Below are 19,029 nucleotides of genomic sequence, written 5' to 3' on the forward strand. Positions count from 1 at the left end.
CCCTCCAGTGTTTCCGCGAGCGTTCACCGCTCGTCGAGTTCCTCGCGCAGGGCGCGGCGGCGTTCGATCCGCCGCCGGGCGTCGTAGTCGCGCATCCGCTGTGGATACCCGACTTTCTCCACGTCGTAGACGGGAATGCCGAGTTGCTCGCCGAGTCGGCGGGCACCGGCGGGACCGCCGGCCGGCCGACGGGTCCACTCACCGTCGGCGGCGACCAGCACGATCGTCAGCGGCGTGACACTGGTCTGGGGCTCGACGAATGCCTCGACACCAGTGCGCTGCGCGGCCCACTCCCGCAGATGCTTCTGGTCGGCGGCAACATCTGATTCGCCCCGGCGACCGGGCCGGAACCTGTCGAACAGCCCCAACTCCGACGCACTCCTCTCGATGGTTCTTCCCGTCGATGGTGCCAGAGAAAACACACGTCGCCCTGAGTGCGTGTGAGTGGCCCGGCAATGACAGGATGGGTACACGACGCTGTGGTAAGCCAGAATTCCGACCCGCACAACTGACCGTTCGAGGGAGTCAACACAATGGCCGTCTCCGTCCAGATGCCGGCACTCGGTGAGAGCGTCACCGAGGGGACTGTCACCCGGTGGCTGAAACAAGAGGGCGATACCGTCGAAGTCGACGAACCTCTGCTCGAAGTGTCGACCGACAAGGTCGACACGGAGATTCCCTCGCCGGCGTCGGGCGTGCTGACCAAGATCGTTGCCCAGGAGGACGACACCGTCGAGGTCGGTGGCGAACTGGCGGTCATCGGCGAAGCCGGCGAGGCGGCGGAGTCCGCTCCTGCCCCGGCCGAGGAACCGGCAGCTCAGCCCGAGCCGGCCGCCGAAGAGAGCGAGCCCGAACCGGAGCCTGAGCCAGAGCCGGCCGCCCAGCCGGCCGCTGAGTCGTCGGGGTCTTCGACGTCGGTGGTGATGCCCGAGCTCGGCGAGTCCGTCACAGAGGGCACGGTGACCCGGTGGCTGAAGAAGGTCGGCGACTCCGTCGCGGTCGACGAGCCGCTGGTCGAGGTGTCCACCGACAAGGTCGATACCGAGATCCCCTCGCCGGTGGCCGGGACGCTGATCAGCATCACCGCCGAGGAGGACGTCACCGTCGCCGTCGGTGGCGAGCTGGCCAAGGTTGGCGATGCCGGTGCCGCGCCGCAGGCTGCGCCGGCCCCCAAGCCCGAACCGAAGCCGGAACCCAAACCGGAGCCCAAGCCCGAACCGAAGGCTGAACCCGCACCGGAGCCCAAGCCGCAACCGAAGGCTGAACCCGCACCCAAGCCAGTCCCCGCACCCGCGGCCGCCGACGAGACCGCCGGCGGGGACGGCAGCCCCTACGTCACCCCGCTGGTACGAAAGTTGGCCGTCGAGAACGGGATTGACCTCGCGACGGTCAAGGGCACCGGCGTCGGCGGACGGATCCGCAAGCAGGATGTGCTGGCCGCCGCCGAAGCCAAGGAAGCAGCCAAGAAGGCTCCTGCCGCTCCTGCGGCCGCGCCACCTGCTGCAGCCGCCCCGGCCGCCGCGGCAACGCCTTCGCCGCTGGCCCATTTGCGCGGCACGACGCAGAAGGCCAACCGGATCCGGCAGATCACCGCCAAGAAGACCCGCGAATCACTGCAGACCACCGCGCAGCTGACGCAGACTCACGAGGTCGACATGACCAAGATCGTGGCGCTGCGGGCCAAGGCGAAGAACAGCTTCGCCGAGCGCGAAGGCGTCAACCTGACGTATCTGCCGTTCATCGCGCGCGCCGTGATCGATGCACTCAAGGCGCATCCGAACATCAACGCCAGCTACAACGAGGACACCAAGGAGATCACCTACTACGACGCCGAGAACCTTGGCTTCGCGGTGGACACCGAGCAGGGTCTGCTCTCGCCGGTGGTGCACAACGCCGGTGATCTGTCGCTGGCCGGGTTGGCGCGCGCCATCCACGACATCGCCGACCGGGCTCGCAGTGGCAACCTCAAACCCGATGAGCTGTCCGGTGGCACGTTCACCATCACCAACATCGGCAGCCAGGGTGCGTTGTTCGACACCCCGATCCTGGTGCCGCCGCAGGCCGCGATGCTGGGCACCGGCGCGATCGTGAAACGCCCCCGGGTGATCGTCGACGACTTCGGCAACGAGTCGATCGGCGTGCGATCCATCTGCTACCTCCCACTCACCTACGATCACCGGCTGATCGACGGCGCGGATGCGGGCCGATTCCTGACCACCATCAAGCGGCGGCTCGAAGAAGGGGCATTCGAGGCCGACCTGGGCCTGTGACCTTATGGGCCAGCCAGTAGAGGGGCTCGTCGTTGCGATCGCCGGTTCGTCCGGCCTCATTGGATCGGCGTTGGTGTCGGCGCTGCGCGCCGCCGACCACCGTGTGTTGCGCATCGTCCGCCGGGCGCCGGCCAACAGCGACGAGTTGCACTGGAATCCCGATAGCGGCGAGTTCGATCCCGCCGGCCTCGAGGGCGTCGACGCGGTGATCAACCTGTGCGGGGTGAACATCGGCGAGAAGCGGTGGTCGGGCGCGTTCAAGCAGAGCCTGCGCGACAGCCGGATCGGACCCACCGAGGTGATATCGGCCGCGGTCGCCGACGCCGGCGTCCCGGTGCTCATCAACGCCAGCGCGGTCGGCTATTACGGCGACACTCGCGGCCGGGTCGTCGACGAAACCGCCCCTGCCGGAGGGGGTTTCCTGTCCCGGCTCTGCATCGACTGGGAATCGGCGACACTGACCGCCGAGGACGCCGGGGCCCGCGTGGTGCTGGCCCGCTCCGGGTTGGTGCTCTCCCCCGGCGGCGGCGTCCTGGCACGGCTGCGTCCATTGTTCAGCCTGGGCTTGGGGGCTCGGCTGGGCAGCGGGCGGCAGTACATGCCGTGGATCAGCCTCGAGGACGAGATCCGCGGGCTGCTGTTCGCGATCAACAACGACGAGATCACCGGCCCGGTCAACTTCACCGGACCGGCGCCGGTGACCAACTCGGAGTTCACCGCGGCGTTGGGCCGGGCGCTGAACCGGCCTACCCCGTTGCTGGTGCCCGGGTTCGCCTTGCGGACCCTGCTCGGCGAGTTCGCCGACGAGGGGCTGCTCGACGGACAACGGGCCATCCCCGCCGCACTGGAGCGGGCTGGTTTCGTCTTCCACCACAACACCATCGGCGAGGCGCTGGCGTACGCCACCGCGGCGACCTCGGCGTAGTAGCGTCGACTAGATGCGGCAGTCCATCCGATCCAGTTCAGCGGGCCTGCAGGTGCGCCAGCTGGGCACCATCGACTATCTGGCCGCCTGGGAGTTACAGCGCGAGGTGGCCGACGCCCGGATCGCCGGTGGACCTGACACGCTGCTGTTACTGGAGCATCCCGCGGTCTACACCGCGGGCAAGCGCACCGAAGCCCACGAACGGCCGATGGACGGCACCCCCGTTATCGATACCGATCGCGGCGGCAAGATCACCTGGCACGGCCCCGGGCAGTTGGTCGGCTATCCGGTGATCGGCCTGGCCGAGCCGCTCGACGTGGTGAATTTTGTTCGGCGCCTTGAGGAATCGCTGATCCGCGTGTGCGCCGACTTCGGGGTGGATGCCGGCCGCGCGGACGGCCGCTCCGGGGTGTGGCTGCCCGCCGACAGCGTTCGTCCGGCCCGCAAGATCGCCGCGATCGGCATTCGGGTGGCCCGCGGGACGACGTTGCACGGGTTCGCCCTGAATTGCGACTGCGACCTGCAGGCGTACTCGACGATCGTGCCGTGCGGAATCTCCGATGCCGGGGTCACTTCGCTCACGGCAGAACTGGGTCGGCGGGTCGGCGTCGAGGACGTCCGCACCCGGGTCGCCGAGACGGTGTGCGACGCACTCGATGGCCGCCTGCCCGTAAGCTTGACCACGTGACAGTCACTCCGGAGCCCAATGTCGCCGGCCCAGCGGCTCCGGAAGGCCGCAAGCTGTTGCGGCTGGAGGTCCGCAACGCCGAGACGCCGATCGAGCGCAAGCCGCCGTGGATCAAGACCCGGGCGCGCATGGGCCCGGAGTACACAAACCTGAAGGCGCTGGTCAAGCGCGAGGGTCTGCATACCGTCTGCGAGGAAGCGGGCTGTCCCAACATCTTCGAGTGCTGGGAAGACCGGGAGGCGACGTTCCTCATCGGCGGCGAACAGTGCACCCGGCGCTGCGATTTCTGCCAGATCGACACCGGTAAACCAGCGGAGCTGGACCGCGACGAGCCGCGGCGGGTGGCCGAGAGCGTGGCCGCGATGGGATTGCGCTACGCGACGGTGACCGGGGTGGCTCGCGACGACCTACCTGACGGTGGAGCCTGGCTGTACGCCGAAACGGTGCGCGCCATCAAGGAACTCAACCCGGCCACCGGGGTGGAGCTGTTGGCTCCTGACTTCAATGGCGAGTCGGACCTGCTGGGCGAGGTGTTCGATTCGCGTCCGGAAGTGTTCGCGCACAACGTGGAAACAGTGCCCCGAATTTTCAAGCGGATCCGCCCGGCATTCCGCTACCAACGCAGCCTCGACGTGCTGACCGCCGCCCGCGGGGCTGGACTGGTCACCAAGAGCAACCTGATCCTCGGCATGGGCGAGACCATCGACGAGGTGCACACCGCGCTGGCCGATCTGCACGGTGCCGGGTGCGACATCGTCACCATCACCCAGTACCTGCGTCCGTCGGTGCGCCATCACCCCGTCGAGCGCTGGGTCAAGCCCGAGGAGTTCGTCGACCTGGCCGCCTACGCCGAAGGGCTGGGATTCGCCGGGGTGCTGTCTGGGCCGCTGGTGCGCTCCTCCTACCGAGCCGGCAGGCTGTACCAGCAGGCTGCAGCGGCGCACAAGCTCACGCGGTGACCGCGGCGTCACGCTGATCGCGGGCCCGTATTCTTGGTAGTTATGGCGAAATCCCGCAACGCTGCCGACAACAAGGCGGCCAAGGCCGAGGCAAAAGCTGCCAGCAAGGCTGCTGCCAAGCAGCGCCGCAGCCAGCTATGGCAGGCCTTCCAGATGCAGCGCAAGGAAGACAAGCGACTGCTCCCCTACATGATCGGTGCATTCGTGCTGATCGTGGCCGCTGCTGTGGCGACCGGGGTGCTGGTCGGCGGGTTCACCATGTACATGCTGATCCCGCTGGGCGTGGTGCTGGGTGCACTGGTGGCGTTCATCATCTTCGGCCGGCGCGCCCAGAAGTCGGTGTTCACCAAGGCTGAGGGCCAGACCGGTGCAGCGGCCTGGGCGCTGGACAACCTGCGCGGCAAGTGGCGGGTGACCCCGGGGGTTGCGGCCACCGGCCACTTCGATGCGGTGCACCGGGTGATCGGACGGCCCGGCGTGATTTTCGTCGCCGAGGGTTCGCCGACGCGGGTCCGGCCACTGCTGGCGCAGGAGAAGAAGCGCACCGCCCGGCTCGTCGGTGACGTCCCGATCTACGACGTGATCGTCGGAAACGGCGAGGGCGAGGTGCCGCTGTCCAAGCTGGAGCGACATCTGACCAAGCTGCCTGCCAATATCACCGTCAAGCAGATGGACGCTCTGGAGTCCAAGCTCACCGCGCTGGGCAGCCGGATGGGTCCGGCCGCGATGCCGAAGGGGCCGCTGCCCGCACAGGCAAAGATGAAGGGCGTGCAGCGCACGGTGCGGAGGCGCTGACAAGCGTGGGGGGCCGATCGTTTGTGTACTGCATGTGAGTGGGCGCCGCACTTCAGCGCCCTCGGAACCGGTGTCCTGACGCGACGGTCGGCCTTGCGTGCGGTGGCGGTGACTGCCGTCGCGGCGACAGGTGCGGCGTGTGTGAAGCCGCCAGCGGCGGTCGGCAAGAAATCGGCTGACTTCGTGTTCCGCAACGGCCGGATCTACACCGTGTCCCCCGCACAGCCCTGGGCGCAGGCCGTTGCCGTCACCGGAAACGCGATCACCTATGTCGGGGACGACGCCGGCGCGACGGCGCTCGAGGGACCCGACACGCACGTCGTCGACCTCAAGGGGAACCTGCTGCTGCCGGGGTTCGTCGAAGGGCACATCCACCCGTTCCTGGGCTCGTTTCTCACCAGCGGCGTGGACCTACAGGTGCCCACCGGCGCGGACGCGCTGGCGGCGATCGCCGCGTACGCGAAGGAACATCCCGACGGTCCGGTACGTGGATTCGGTTGGCGGGTAGACATGTTCGGGCCCAACGGGCCTACCCGCGACGAGCTGGACCAGGTGCTGCCGGACCGGCCCGGGTTCTTCTTTGCGATCGACGGCCACAGTATGTGGGCCAACAGCAAGGCACTGGAGAAGGCGGGCGTCAACCGGGACACCCCGGATCCGATTCCCGGGTTCAGTTACTACGCCCGCGACTCACACGGCGAGCCCACCGGGTATGTGCTCGAGGTCGACGCCGTGCTCAGCCTGGTCAACGCCGTCGACCCGATCTCACCGCACTCGATGCAAACACTGCTGGAGACGTGGCTGCCCAAAGCCTCGGCCGCCGGGATCACCTCGGTGTTCGATGCCGGGGTTCCGCCGATCGGCGAGGATCAGGGTGCGCTGATCGGGCTGTACGCCGAGCTGGAGCAGCGAGGGAAGCTGCCGTTCCGGGTGGTCGCCTCCTACAGCGTGAAGTCACCGCCGGTCGACGACGCGGTGGCCAAGCTGACCGATATCCGCAACCGGATCTCGACCGAGCTGGTCAACGTCGGCGTGGTGAAGGTCATCGGTGACGGCACGCAGGGCGGATACACCGCGTGGCTCATCGAGCCCTACGCCGACAAGCCCGATTCGGTCGGCGGGTCGCCCTTCACCGAAGAGCAGTGGCACCAACTGGTCCGCGAGGTCGACGCCGCCGGGTTCGATGTGCACGTCCATGCGTGCGGTGAGCACACAGCGCGCACGGCGCTGGATTCCATCGAGGCGGCGATCGCGGCCAACCCACCCCGGGACCGCAGGCACACCATCGCCCATCTGGTGTACGTCGAGGATCCCGATAGCCAGCGATTCGGCAAACTCGGTGTGATCGGCCAGTTTTCGGCGAACTGGATGTCGGCCGATCCCGACACGGTGCAGAACATGGCTGCGCGCTACGGCAAGCCACGTCAGGACCTGTTCTACCGGGCGCAGGACGTCCTGCGCGCCGGTGGCCGCATCTCGCTGGGCACCGATTGGCCGGCGGCGGGGTATTTCTCCACCTATAAGCCACTGGAATCCATCCAGATCGGCGTGACCCGTCAACTGATCGGCGACCCGAACGCGCCCGTGCTGGCACCGGCCGAGCAGCGACTCAGCGTCGCCGAGGCGGTGCATGCCAACACCATCGGTGCGGCTTACCAGATCCGGCTGGACGCCTTGGTCGGCTCAGTCGAGGTAGGCAAGCGGGCTGACCTGATCGTGTTGGATACCAATATCTTCGAGGCCGACCCGCACGATATCCACCGCGCGACCATCACGATGACGATGATGAACGGTCAAGTCCGTCACCAGATCTAGAAACGGCAGCGGGTGTCGCTAGCGCTCCCGCCGCCAGTACCACAGGCCGCGGTACATGACCCACTGCCCTTCGGCTGAGGACAGCCCAATCTCACGTCGCCGCCTGGGCAACGCAGCGTCTGGATGCTCGCTGGGCGGTGCAGGATCCGGGGACACCAGTTGCCGGGCAGCCTCCAGAAAAGCCATCTGCCGTTCGGTCATTGGCACATGGTTGCGGGAGACGAATTCACCGACGATCTCGTTGAAGCGCGCGTGGAGACCTTGCAGGTTCATGCCAAACAGTGGCAAGACCTCCTCCTCGTCTGGACCTCCGTATGGAGCCCACTTGACCATGAACTCGATTATTTCCCAATGGAACTGGTCGTTGGCCGAAAACCGGGGCTGCACGGAGATTTCAGTGAAATCCCGTATCTCACTTGCCCCGTGTGGACCGTCGTTGAGCGGACTAGGCCTGGGCCTTGCGGCCGTCATGGATGCTCCGAGATGCGTTGGCGATGATGTTGTCGCGAGAGTTTCAATTGCGTTCTCTAACTCGGATATTTCACCAAGTACGTGTTGCGAGCGGCCGGGTTAGCAGACCACCCACGATCGTTGCGGTGACATCTGCGGCGCGTGCGACGAGCGGGAGCTGAGATGGTTCAGCGCCCCAGGTTCGCGCTGTCGCCATGTCGATTTCGACCGCATCGAAGGGCTCGCCCACGACTAGCCCCGGCGCACGCTGGCACAACTCCGACAACCCGAGTGAGCGCCCGCCGCCCATGGCGCCGGCTCTCCACAATGTCTCCACTGGGAAAATCCCACGGCGCTGCAACCGCAATCGCTGATCGAACTCAAGGCGGCTGAGCTCTTCCAAGGGGTCGATGACCACGTGCTGATCGGACCCGATCGCGATGCCGGCACCGGCAGCCAACAACTCGGGAGCCGGGCCAATCCCATCACCGAGATCCGCCTCGGTCGTGGGGCACATGACGACCGTCGCTCTGGCATCACCGAGTAGGCGGATATCGTCGGCAGTGAGGTGTGTCGCGTGCACGGCCGAGAATCGTGGCGACAGCAGCCCATACGCTGACAGCAACCCGGTGGGCGTCACACCGTACGCGTCCAGGCATGCTCGATTCTCGGCGGGTTGCTCCGACACATGAGCGTGCAGTGGCACATCGGTCGGCAACTCGTCGGCGATCACGCCGAGATCGTGGCGCGATACGGCTCGCACGGAGTGGATCGCCGCACCGAGTGTGACCAGTCCTCGTCCGCTGGCAGTGAGCGTGTCCTGCAGCGCGTGCCAGCGTTCTAGCCACCCGTGTACGTCCGCATCGCCGAACCGGCGCTGTTCCTTGCCGAGCGGCTTCCCCACGCCTCCGTGCAAGTAACACGTATCGAGCAGGACGAGTCGAATACCGGCCGATACCGCGGCGTCGGCGAGCGCAGACTCCATCAGATGATCCGGATAGGGCTGACCCTGCGGATCGTGGTGGACATAGTGAAATTCGCCGACCGCCGTGAAGCCTGCGTCACGCATCTCGGTGAACACCCGATGAGCGAGGTCGCGATAACTGTCTGGAGTGAGGTGGGTGGCCGTCTCGTACATCCGGCGGCGCCACTGCCAGAAATCGCCGCCGTCGGCGTGAGTGCGTCCGCGCAACTCACGGTGGAAAGCGTGGGAATGCGCGTTGACGAATCCCGGGACGACCGCGCCAAGCGGAATGTCGCCTGGCTGAGGCGACACACCCGCCGTCACCTCGGCCAGATCTCCAGCTTCCACCTTCAGGCGCACTTGCTGGACGAATATGCCGTCGATGAGCGCGAGCTCACAATGGTAAAGCCGGTCCACGACTGTCATGGGATCGCGGTGCCCGCGAGATGCCGGAGGACGGCAGCGAGCCCCAGCGCACCACGCTCGCAGTCTTCATCGCGTGCGATCTCCCCCGGTGCGTGAGACACCCCGGTTGGGTTCCGCACGAAGATCATCGCGGCCGGCAAATACGCGGAAAGCACACCGGCGTCGTGGCCGGCACCGGTCGGGATGGCCGGCGCCCCGCCGAGCACGTCGGCTATCCGCCCGGTCAGCGTCTGGTCGAACGTGACCAGCGACGAGAACGACTCCTCATCGACATCGAGGAGGCAACCCTCGGCCTCTACACATTTCTGTATCAGCGCGACAGTGGAGTCCAGTTGAGCACGCACCTCCGCATCGGTGTGCGCGCGGATATCAAGCCATGCATCGACCCGCGAGGCGATCACGTTCGTTCCGTTCGGTGTGACGGCGATCCGGCCGACCGTACCGCGTGCCGTCGGGTGCTCCAGCGCGACGTCGCGAACGGCCAGTGCCGCCGCCGACGCCGCGACCACGGGATCGCGTCGCCCCGCCATGGGAGTGCTACCCGCGTGGTTCCCCTCGCCTGAGATCGTCAGCCGCCATCTGCCGTGCGCCATGATCGCTGAGGCGACCGCGAGCGGTCGGCCGCGCTCTTCCAGATCGAGGCCCTGTTCGACATGCAGTTCGACGAACGCGTCCAGTAAGGCCAATCGGTCATGATCGGGACCCATCCGCGACACATCCATACCCGCCTGCCGCCACGCATCTTCGAGTGTGACCCCATCACCGTCGGCTCGGGCCAGGGCGGATTCCGGGGAGATTTCGCCGACGAGCAACCTAGAACCCAGGCACGGCATGCCGAAACGGGTGCCCTCTTCCTCGGTGAAGGCGCAGACCGCGATCGGACGTGCCGGAAGCCAACCTTGTGCCTTCAGGATTGCCACTGCCTCAAGCGAACTCGCTACACCGAGGGGACCGTCATACGCTCCCCCTCCAGGGACCGAGTCCAGGTGGCTTCCTGTTGCGATCGCACCGGGTCCCGGATCACCCCACCATGCCCAGAGATTGCCGTTCCCGTCTAGCTCGACGGTCAGGTCAAGCTCTCGCGCCGAGCTGCAGAACCAGTCGCGAAGCGCCAGTTCGGCCGCTTCCAATAGGTGTCGCGAATAGCCTTGGCGGATCGGATCGCGCCCGATCTCACTGATCTGCGCAAGCCTTTCAAGCACCGACATGGCTCGCTCCTCTCACATGGATTCGCGCAGATCGTGTTTCAGCCAGATTGATGTCGACACAGTGGTTCGTGGCCAAATGTGTCGGAGTCAGGTCTGTCAAGGAGTCGTCTTCCTCACGGGTCTCGAAGTGGTGGTCAATGCGATGCGGCTCTACATGTCGTCTCCTCTACCGGCCACAGCACCCCGCAAGACCAAGCCGAAGAAGGCGGTCAGCTCACCGGCGACCGTCTCGGGCTGCTCCAGTGGGCCGGCGTGCGCTGCATTCGGGACGCATTGAACGGAACCCCGCCGTACGCCACGTGCAATCTGTACGGATCGCTGTTCGGGGACCAGTTGGTCGTGTTCTCCCCACAGCGCCAGAACGGGTGGCGCTACCTGCGCCAGCCTCGCCGTGGCGTCGTAGTCGGCGAGCGCCTCACAGGCCCGGGCATAGCTCTCGTCGTCGGTATATCCGAGTGCGAGAAGCATGCGGTTGACTCTGTCGGGGTGCAATTCCCGCGTCGATGGAGCGAACCAACGCTGCAACGACCCGGCTGCCAGAGAATCGGTGCCATTGGCTCGCACCGATGCCGCCCGCTCGGCCCACGCGACACGAGAGTCCACACTCGCTCCTGCCGAAACGATCGCCGCGGCGGCGACCCGATCGGAGTACCTCAGCGCCAAGTCGAGCCCCACCGTGCCGCCGATCGAGACGCCCGCATAGAAGAATCTCGACACCCCGCGAGCATCGAGGTGCTCCATGATGGCGTCGGACAGGTCGCCGATCGTGAAAGCGTGCTCTGCCGAAGGCGATTGGCCGTGTCCGGGGAGTTCCCAGCACACGACATGAAGCGACTGTGCCAGCAGGGGAACGACATCCGCCCATAGGGCAGCGGAGGTGCCCAGAGAGTGCCCGAGTACCAGAGTTGCGGCGTCGGCGGGGCCGACCGGATCGGTGAACGTGAGCGTGGGGGTGGGCACAATCTTGTCCTGGGGTCTAGGTCTGTCGGTTCGGCGCCTCGCGCCTCGTTCGGGTTCTGGTGTCAGCCCACGTGGTTGAGGAAGAGTCGCGTCCGTTGGGAACTCGGTGAGTCGATGAGCTGCTCGGCCGGACCGATCTCGATCATCCGACCCTGATCCATGAAGGCGACGCGGTCGGCGACATCGCGCGCGAACCGCATCTCATGGGTGACCACGATCATCGTCATGCCGGCTTCTGCCACGCGGCGCATAACCGACAGCACTTCGCCGACCAGTTCGGGGTCCAGCGCGCTTGTCGGCTCGTCGAACAACATCAGCTTGGGCTCCATCGCCAATGCGCGGGCGATGGCCACTCGCTGCTGTTGGCCGCCGGAAAGATGACGCGGGTACGAATTTTGCAGGTGCTCGAGCCCCACGTCCGCCAGGGCGGCCCTCGCTCGATCGATCGCATCGCTCTTGGAGAGACGGCGAACCTTGGTGAGCCCAATTGTGACGTTCTCGAGCGCAGTCAGGTGAAGAAAGAGATTGAAGTGCTGGAACACCATGCCGATGTGCTGGCGGTATCTCGCAATCTCCGACTCGCTCGCCTCGTGCAATTCACCATTCTTGACGACGGCACCGGCAAACTGATCGTCCACTTGGATGTAGCCGCCGTCGATCCGTTCGAGATAGTTCACACAGCGAAGCAGAGTGCTCTTGCCAGACCCGGACGGCCCGATGACGCAGAGCACTTCACCCGGCGTGACATCGAGATCGATCCCCTTGAGGACGTCCACCTCGCCGAAGCGCTTGACGACGTGTCTGATTGTGACAAGGGGTTGCTGCTTCATTGGGACGCCTTCGCGAGACGAGGGGTGACGGGTTTCTTCTGAGGGCCTCCGGACAGCGAGTACTTCTTCTCAAGGAAATGCTGACCGACGCTCGCGAGCGTGACGAGCACCAGATACCAGAAGCTGGCCACCATCAGCAGCGGTATGGTCTGGAAGTTGGAGCCGTAGATCTGCTGAGCACGCGTGAGCAAGTCACCGCCGCCGATGACGGCCACGAGCGCGCTGGCCTTCAACAGACTGATGAACTGATTGCCTGTGGGCGGAATGATCACCCTGATGGCCTGGGGGATCACGATGGTCCGCATGGCGAGGCCTCGCTTCATCCCCACGCTCTGGGCCGCCTCCCGCTGGCCGCCGGGAACCGACAGGAAACCCGCCCTGATGATTTCCACCATGAACGCGCCTTCATGCAGCGACAGCCCGATGATTGCTGCGCTGAAGCCGGTGATGAGTGTGTTGGTGTCCCAGCTGAAAGCGCCGATGCCCACCCGGGGGATGAACAGCGCCGCGTTGAAGCAGATAAGGAGGAGAATGAGCAGCGGAAGTCCGCGGAAGAAGCCCACATACGCTTTCACGAGGGTGCGAAATACGGGGTTGGGGGACTCCCCCAGTAACGCCAACAGACATCCGATGAGAACCGCAAAAACTTGGGACACGAGCGATAGCTCGATCGTCACCTGCACCCCTTGCAGGATGGGGTCGGAAAACACGTACTGCGCGAAGACGGACCATTTCATGTTCTCGTTGGTCGCAAACCCATAGCCAACCCCGCCTGCCAGCAGGATCGCCACGAGTCCGCTGATCCAGTAGCTCGTACGTCTGCGTGGCACGGGCCTCGCGTGGGGGTCCCGCACCAAGCCGTCCGCGATCAGATCAGTCATTGGTGCACCTTCCTTTCGTTGTCTCCCGAGTATGTGGTCGGGGGGCGACCCCACGAGGCGGTGCAGACGCCGCTTGACCTTCGGCGTCTTCCCGCTCAGAACCCACAGGCTCCGCACGGCTCGGGCACCTTGAGCGGTCGGGTCGTCGCCAGGTTGATGCCGGGCTCGTCCAGGGCGATGTCGGCAAGACCCCACTTGTCCATAACTTTGCCGTAGGTGCCGTCTTTGATGATTGCCGTGAGCGCGCCGAGGAACGCCTTGGCGGTGTCGTCAGCGTCGGGTGTGACGACAATGCCAACGTATGTGCGCGCCAGCAGCGGGTTGGGGACGACCTTGAACGCGTTGTTGGACGTCTTCACTTGCCAGGCGCCCGTTGCGGTGTCGGTGACGGCGAAGTCGATCTGGCCGGATTGCAGAGCGGTGTTTTGATCGCCTGCGGACGGGAAGTTGGTCACCTGCACCGGCGGGCGGCCTGCCCCCTGGCAGTTCTTGTTGAAAAGGTCTACGTCACTGACGAATTCGGTGCCGGTCTGCACGCCCGCGTTCAGACCACATAGAGTCAACGGGTTCTCAGTAATGCCCTTGTCGCTCTTCGAACTAACGAGAAGGCTCTTCGTCGCGTACGCGTAATCGACGAACTTGACCGTCTTTTCACGCTCCAGGTTGTCGGTGATGCACTCCATGGCCGCGGTGAAGCGCCCACTTTGAACTCCCGGCAGCAGGCCGTCGAACGTGATCGACTTCTGCTCGATCTTGACACCGAGTCGCGGGGCCATTGCCATCAGGAGATCGTGGTTGAAGCCGTCGATTTGGCCGGCGTCGTTGGTGAAGTCGCACGGTGGGTACGAAGGATCCGTCGCCACCGTGATGACGCCCGAGTCGCGAACCTGTTGAGGAAGCAGGGCATGCAGTTCGGGCATGACTTGAGCATTTGGCGTTTCGGTCCCGCTGGGCGACGCGGTCTTGGACGTACAGCCGGCGCCGAATAGTGCCGTGACGGCGATTGATGCGAGCGTGATTGCAAGCGCACTGGACTTGGGCATCTCTGGCTCCTAATGTGACGCGGAACATCCGAAATGAACAAAACTATTCACTGTGACGGAAAACGTATCAGCCGTTATGCAAGGGGGCAACCCCCAAATTCGCACGCCATCCAGCTGTTTCATGGCCGTAACACAGGGAAACCGCCCGCCCACCCCGTCCCACCCATCGATGGGCGAGAGACGTGCCCAGCAGCGGACAGCAGAGGGGGTGGGCACAACGTGCCCACCCCCTCGGTCGCCGCCACATTCGTCACGGCGCGAACCGCTCGCTAGCCCACGGTGTCGAGTGACACCCCGGCAATCTTCACGAAAGCCCCGTCGAGAACTTCTGCGGCAATGGACTCCATCTCCCCTGCCATGATCCGGTCATCCTTGAGGAAGGCGGCCTTGGACCGGACGAGCTCGTATGTGGGACGGTTGGCCGTCGCGGCGTGCCCACCGTTACGAAGGTCCAGTCCCTGTGCGGCGCATAGCAACTCAATGGCAACGACGTACGCCGCATTACGCACCATCGCCCCTAGGCGAACGGACGCATGAGTCGCCATGCTGACGTGGTCTTCCTGACCGGCGGAAGTGGGGATGCTGTCCACGCTGTTGGGCGTCGCCTTGGCACGGTTCTCTGCGACGAGCGCGGCGCTGGTGACCTGGGCCATGATGAATCCTGAGTTGAGCCCCGCGTTCTCGACCAGGAAGGGCGCGAGCCCGCTCATAGAAGCATCCATCAGCATTGCCTGGCGACGCTCCGAGATGGAGCCGACCTCACAGATCGCCAAAGCGATGATGTCCGCCGCGTACGCGATGGGCTGCCCGTGGAAGTTCCCACCCGAAAGCACAACACCGTCATCAGGGAACATCAGCGGATTGTCGGAGACGGCATTGACCTCCTGCTCGATCGTGCCCGCCGCGAACGTGAGAAGGTCCAGCGCTGCGCCCATCACCTGCGGCTGGCAGCGCAGGCAGTAGGGGTCCTGCAGGCGGCGTCCCTCGAACTCGAGATCGAGCACCGCGCTGTCTTCGACCAGGCGACGCAGGGAGGCGGCGACGCGGATCTGACCGGCATGTCCGCGGATCTGCTGGATGCGGTCATCGAGCACCACCTGCCGCCCCGCCGTGGCTTCCAGGGTGAGCGCGCCCGCGGCAAGCCCGGCATTGAACACGGCCTCGGCCCCGATCAACCCACGCAGAGCGATGGCGGTAGACGCCTGAACGCCATTGAGGAGAGCCACGGCTTCTTTGGGGCCGAGCACCACCGGGGTGATCCCAGCCTTGGCGAGTCCCGCGACGGCGTCGTAGGTGACCCCATCGATCCGCACGCGACCCTCACCCATCATCGCTCCGGCCAGGTGTGCCAGGGGTGCGAGGTCTCCGGATGCCCCCACTGAGCCCTGGCTCGGGACGACCGGCAGCACATCGGCGTTGAGAAGAGCCACGAGCATCTCGGCGATCTCCACGCGGACGCCAGAGTGGCCCCTGGCCAACCCGATCAACTTGATGACGAGGATCGCGCGCACGATCTCGTCCGAAAGTGGGTCACCCACCCCGACCATGTGCGAAAGCACCGACCGCCGCTGCAATTCCGCGAGATCCCCTGGCGAGATGCGTCTATCCGCGAGCTTGCCGAAACCGGTGTTGACGCCGTAGACGACATCTCCTCGGCTGATCGCATCGAGGATGACCTGGTGTCCTCGCCGCAGGTTCTCCACCGCCTGATCAGTGAGCTCGACTTGGACGGGTCCTCGGAATACGGGCCGAAGTGCGTCGAGGCTCAAACGCTCGCCACTTACTGTGATGGCGGTCATGGTGATCTATCTCCTCGTACTAATAACTCCCGTGTGATGGTGCCGAAGCGGGCAAGACAGCTGGTGGCCCGCAGCGAATGCAGAAAATCATTCAGTCGACATGCAGACGGTATCTTTTGCATGCAAGGCAGGCAACCTCCGCGTATGGTTCAGCCGTGACTCCCACGACGGCCGTCGTCCTCGCCTCACGCCCGAACGGTGAACCCGTTCACGAGAACTTCCGACTTGAAGTGCGCGACGTCGGCCCCGTGCGGGAGGGCCAGGCCCTGCTGCGGACGATCTACCTCTCCCTTGACCCGTATATGCGCGGGCGGATGAATGCCGGCCGGTCATATGCAACCCCGGTCGAGATCGGCGAGGTCATGGAAGGAGCAACGGTCTGCGAGGTCCTCGAATCGGCGTCGCCCCTGGTCACTGCCGGAGATATCGTGTTGGCGCATACCGGATGGCAGACCCATACGGTCGAGGATGCCCGGCTGCTGCGCCGGATCGATCCAAGCAAAGCGCCCATCTCGACCGCGTTGGGAATTCTTGGCATGCCGGCCTTCGCCGCGTACGTCGGTCTCACCGAAATCGGCCGTCCACGACCGGGCGAGACCCTTGTGGTCGCGGCCGCCGCCGGTCCGGTCGGCTCCATGGTGGGGCAGATCGCGCGGTTGCGGGGCGCACGCACCGTCGGGATCGCGGGCGGGCCGAAAAAGGTCACCTGGCTCAAGGAATTGGGTTTCGATGCTGCGATCGACCACCGCTCAGCCACCTTCGCCGACGACCTGAGCGCGGCGGTCCCCGATGGCGTCGACATCTACTTCGAAAATGTCGGCGGTGCGGTGTGGGACGCCGTCTTCGAGCATCTGAACGACTTCGCCCGAATCCCGGTCTGCGGGTTGATCGCGCAGTACAACCAGACCGGCCCGTCGGCCGGGCCCGACCGACTGCCCCTGTTGATGAAGGCCGTCAACACCAAGCGCCTACTTGTCCAGGGTTTCACCCAAAGAGACTTCATCACAACGCATTACGACCAGTTCCAGCGCGACGTTTCGGGCTGGCTGGCCGACGGGAAACTCAGATACCGGGAGGACTTCGTCGACGGCATCGAGAATGCGCCCGACGCGTTCTTCGGGCTCTTGCAGGGTAAGAACTTCGGCAAACTCATCGTTCGGGTTTCCGAGGACCCGACGAGCGCCGCGCCGGGCGTGCAACGCGAGTGAGTCGAACCCGTTGCTTCAGTCCTCGAACACATCCAGATCCGCAGCGTGCGTTTCGAAACGCTCCAGCCCGTCCTGGGAACTCCCGGGACTGGAATCGGCCATCGCATGAAGCAGCGCGCTCGACATGATGTTGATGGCGGCCGACGTGTCGAACAGCAGGCCGCTGGCGAGCCTGACCGTGATGAGCTCGTCGGCTTCATGGCCTACCGTCGCAAACGACTCGTCGCTGAGGACCACCGCCTTGAGCCCGATCTGCCGCGCATAGCGCACGAGCTCGCATGACTCACGCGGATAGCGGGGAAGAATAAAGAACAGACACCAGGTCGCGCCCCGGCTTTGTGCCCGGGCGATGCTCTCTTTCGCCTGGGTGTCGCCTCGGCAGATCACCGAGATTCCCGAATGGACCTTGGCCCCGAGGTAGGCGAAGTGCTCGGCGAACGATCGGGATACCCGAAGACCGACGACGGGCAGCAGGTTCGACGACATGATGGCCGCGCCGACCCGGGCAACCTGTTCGGCGAGGCCGGCCGAACTACCCAGCCATTGCAGGTTGGCGATCTCGGCGTTGATTGCATCGTCGAGCGGGCTTGGATCCTTGGTCTCCGGCGTATGCGCAGCCATCTCCAACCGCGCCCACTTCTGAAGTGCGCGTTTAAAATCGGAGAATCGTGTATAGCCAAGCGCTGCAGCGAATCTCGAGACCGACGGCTGACTGACGCCAACCTGGCGTGCGATGCTCTCGCTCGTCAGGAATGCCGCCGCGTCGCGATGGTCAACGATGTAGCGCGCGATCCGTCGCTGCGCCGGAGAGAGCCGGGCTGTTCTCAGTCGGTCATAGATGTCATCGGAGAAGACGGGCGCAGTCGTCGTCATCGCGGCCCTCCCACGCAGCTGTCCTCAAGCCCCGCGTGGCCAGGGTCGAGAACCGGTTCGTCGAACGTACCCAGGATCTCCAGAAGCAACGCTGCGGTGGCTGCGGGATCGCTGATGTTCGGGGAGTGCCGTGCCTCGATGTCGTAGACGCAACAGTGCGGCGCGTGCTCGGCGATTTTCCGTGCCCAGTCGCGTTCCACGAGGTTGTCCTTCACACCGCTGACAAGTGCAAGACGAGCCTTCACATTCCGGAGGTTATCCGGATACTCGTCCGCGGGCTTTGCATCCGCGTTGAACGGTGTGGCGAGTCCGGCCGCGGCGACCGCTCGGTAGTGGCCGGGGCTGGTCGCGTCGCGCATCCGCATGTCGACGTGGCTGTCGATACCATCGAAATCGCCAGTGAGCATGCGAACAATTCGCAGCATATCGGCGCGTGAACCGTCGAAATGCGAGAGAGCGACCAACGATTCCTTCGTGCGGTAGGGGCCCCCGGTTCCCGCGATCGACACCGCAGATCGCACGCGCCACGCACACCACGGCAGGGTCGAGGCGCGTAGCGCCATGGCGCCGCCGAACGAATTTCCGACGAAGTGCGCGGCCGTGGCGCCCAACCCGACCGCGTCGAGCAAGTCGGCGACCTGTCGAAGCCGGAACTCGTAGGGCGCGACGTCAAGCTGGACCATCTTGCTGGACTGTCCGTAGCCGTACAGGTCGGGGGCGATCACCCGGTAGCGGGTGGCCAAGATCGGAATGATCTCGCGCCAGCTGGCTTCAGCCGACCCGCCCCACGCCCCGTCATGCAGGAGCACGACCGGTTGAGCGGAGTGGTCCCCCGCAGACAGGTAGCTCGTCTCCAGCCCACCGATCGTGATCTGGTCCCGCTGGATTGTTGCCATCCCGTATTCTCCCGTCTCAGAAGCGTGCCCGCGTACGGC

Annotated in this window: 18 protein-coding genes; 7 read left to right on the forward strand and 11 right to left on the reverse strand. The window is 65.3% G+C overall.

Annotation, left to right across the window (positions count from 1 at the left end; translation table 11 throughout):
- Positions 1-23: 23 nt before the first annotated feature.
- On the reverse strand, positions 24-368 hold the full coding sequence (locus G6N38_RS29405) for an oxidoreductase (protein ID WP_163751591.1): 345 nt from the start codon (positions 366-368) through the stop codon (positions 24-26).
- 165 nt (positions 369-533) lie between these two features.
- Between G6N38_RS29405 and sucB the strand changes: the two genes are divergently transcribed.
- The 6 genes from sucB to G6N38_RS29435 are packed head-to-tail and all read left to right on the forward strand — an operon-like array spanning position 534 to position 7,452.
- Positions 534-2,270 carry a 2-oxoglutarate dehydrogenase, E2 component, dihydrolipoamide succinyltransferase gene (gene sucB, locus G6N38_RS29410; protein ID WP_163751592.1) on the forward strand — a complete coding sequence of 579 codons (1,737 nt, stop codon included), beginning with the start codon at positions 534-536 and terminating at the stop codon, positions 2,268-2,270.
- 4 nt (positions 2,271-2,274) lie between these two features.
- Positions 2,275-3,195 (forward strand): TIGR01777 family oxidoreductase, encoded by a 921-nt coding sequence (locus G6N38_RS29415; RefSeq protein WP_163751593.1) that lies wholly within the window; start codon positions 2,275-2,277, stop codon positions 3,193-3,195.
- Positions 3,196-3,208: 13 nt separating this feature from the next.
- Positions 3,209-3,883 carry a lipoyl(octanoyl) transferase LipB gene (lipB, locus tag G6N38_RS29420; protein ID WP_163751594.1) on the forward strand — a complete coding sequence of 225 codons (675 nt, stop codon included), beginning with the start codon at positions 3,209-3,211 and terminating at the stop codon, positions 3,881-3,883.
- A complete protein-coding gene (lipA, locus tag G6N38_RS29425) occupies positions 3,880-4,842 on the forward strand; it encodes a lipoyl synthase (protein WP_163751595.1) in 963 nt (320 codons plus the stop codon). Before lipB ends, lipA begins: the two co-directional genes overlap by 4 nt.
- Before the next feature lie 42 nt (positions 4,843-4,884).
- The gene (locus G6N38_RS29430; RefSeq protein ID WP_163751596.1) at positions 4,885-5,637 is read left to right on the forward strand and encodes a DUF4191 domain-containing protein; all 753 of its coding nucleotides are present in this window, start codon (positions 4,885-4,887) and stop codon (positions 5,635-5,637) included.
- A 21-nt stretch (positions 5,638-5,658) separates the two neighbouring features.
- Complete coding sequence (locus G6N38_RS29435) at positions 5,659-7,452, forward strand: amidohydrolase (RefSeq protein ID WP_163751597.1); 1,794 nt, start codon at positions 5,659-5,661, stop codon at positions 7,450-7,452.
- A gap of 18 nt (positions 7,453-7,470) precedes the next feature.
- Here the strand turns inward: G6N38_RS29435 and G6N38_RS29440 are convergent, their stop codons facing one another.
- From G6N38_RS29440 to hutH, 8 genes are all read right to left on the reverse strand, one after another.
- Entirely contained in the window at positions 7,471-7,740 is a 270-nt protein-coding gene (locus G6N38_RS29440) for a hypothetical protein (protein ID WP_163751598.1), read from the reverse strand.
- A 253-nt stretch (positions 7,741-7,993) separates the two neighbouring features.
- A complete protein-coding gene (locus G6N38_RS29445; protein WP_197748112.1) occupies positions 7,994-9,283 on the reverse strand; it encodes a formimidoylglutamate deiminase in 1,290 nt (429 codons plus the stop codon).
- 5 nt (positions 9,284-9,288) lie between these two features.
- The gene (locus G6N38_RS29450) at positions 9,289-10,500 is read right to left on the reverse strand and encodes an allantoate amidohydrolase (RefSeq protein WP_163751600.1); all 1,212 of its coding nucleotides are present in this window, start codon (positions 10,498-10,500) and stop codon (positions 9,289-9,291) included.
- Between the two features lie 150 nt (positions 10,501-10,650).
- Positions 10,651-11,460 carry an alpha/beta fold hydrolase gene (locus G6N38_RS29455; protein WP_197748113.1) on the reverse strand — a complete coding sequence of 270 codons (810 nt, stop codon included), beginning with the start codon at positions 11,458-11,460 and terminating at the stop codon, positions 10,651-10,653.
- A 62-nt stretch (positions 11,461-11,522) separates the two neighbouring features.
- Positions 11,523-12,290, reverse strand: a complete 768-nt coding sequence (locus tag G6N38_RS29460) for an amino acid ABC transporter ATP-binding protein (protein ID WP_163751601.1) — start codon at positions 12,288-12,290, stop codon at positions 11,523-11,525.
- Complete coding sequence (locus G6N38_RS29465; protein ID WP_163751602.1) at positions 12,287-13,171, reverse strand: amino acid ABC transporter permease; 885 nt, start codon at positions 13,169-13,171, stop codon at positions 12,287-12,289. Before G6N38_RS29465 ends, G6N38_RS29460 begins: the two co-directional genes overlap by 4 nt.
- Positions 13,172-13,266: 95 nt before the next feature.
- A complete protein-coding gene (locus G6N38_RS29470; protein ID WP_163751603.1) occupies positions 13,267-14,091 on the reverse strand; it encodes an ABC transporter substrate-binding protein in 825 nt (274 codons plus the stop codon).
- Between the two features lie 392 nt (positions 14,092-14,483).
- Entirely contained in the window at positions 14,484-16,013 is a 1,530-nt protein-coding gene (gene hutH, locus G6N38_RS29475; RefSeq protein ID WP_163751604.1) for a histidine ammonia-lyase, read from the reverse strand.
- Between the two features lie 155 nt (positions 16,014-16,168).
- Between hutH and G6N38_RS29480 the strand changes: the two genes are divergently transcribed.
- Entirely contained in the window at positions 16,169-17,221 is a 1,053-nt protein-coding gene (locus tag G6N38_RS29480) for an NADPH-dependent curcumin/dihydrocurcumin reductase (protein ID WP_246227517.1), read from the forward strand.
- A gap of 15 nt (positions 17,222-17,236) precedes the next feature.
- On the opposite strand, the gene G6N38_RS29485 is transcribed toward G6N38_RS29480, so the two are convergent.
- Both G6N38_RS29485 and G6N38_RS29490 read right to left on the reverse strand, forming a co-directional pair.
- Entirely contained in the window at positions 17,237-18,094 is an 858-nt protein-coding gene (locus G6N38_RS29485; protein ID WP_163751606.1) for a MurR/RpiR family transcriptional regulator, read from the reverse strand.
- Positions 18,091-18,990: an alpha/beta fold hydrolase gene (locus G6N38_RS29490; RefSeq protein WP_163751607.1), complete on the reverse strand. Its 900-nt coding sequence runs from the start codon at positions 18,988-18,990 to the stop codon at positions 18,091-18,093. The genes G6N38_RS29485 and G6N38_RS29490 overlap by 4 nt, the downstream gene beginning before the upstream one ends.
- Positions 18,991-19,029: the final 39 nt, after the last annotated feature.

It is taken from the genome of Mycolicibacterium helvum, assembly GCF_010731895.1.
GTDB lineage: Bacteria > Actinomycetota > Actinomycetes > Mycobacteriales > Mycobacteriaceae > Mycobacterium > Mycobacterium helvum.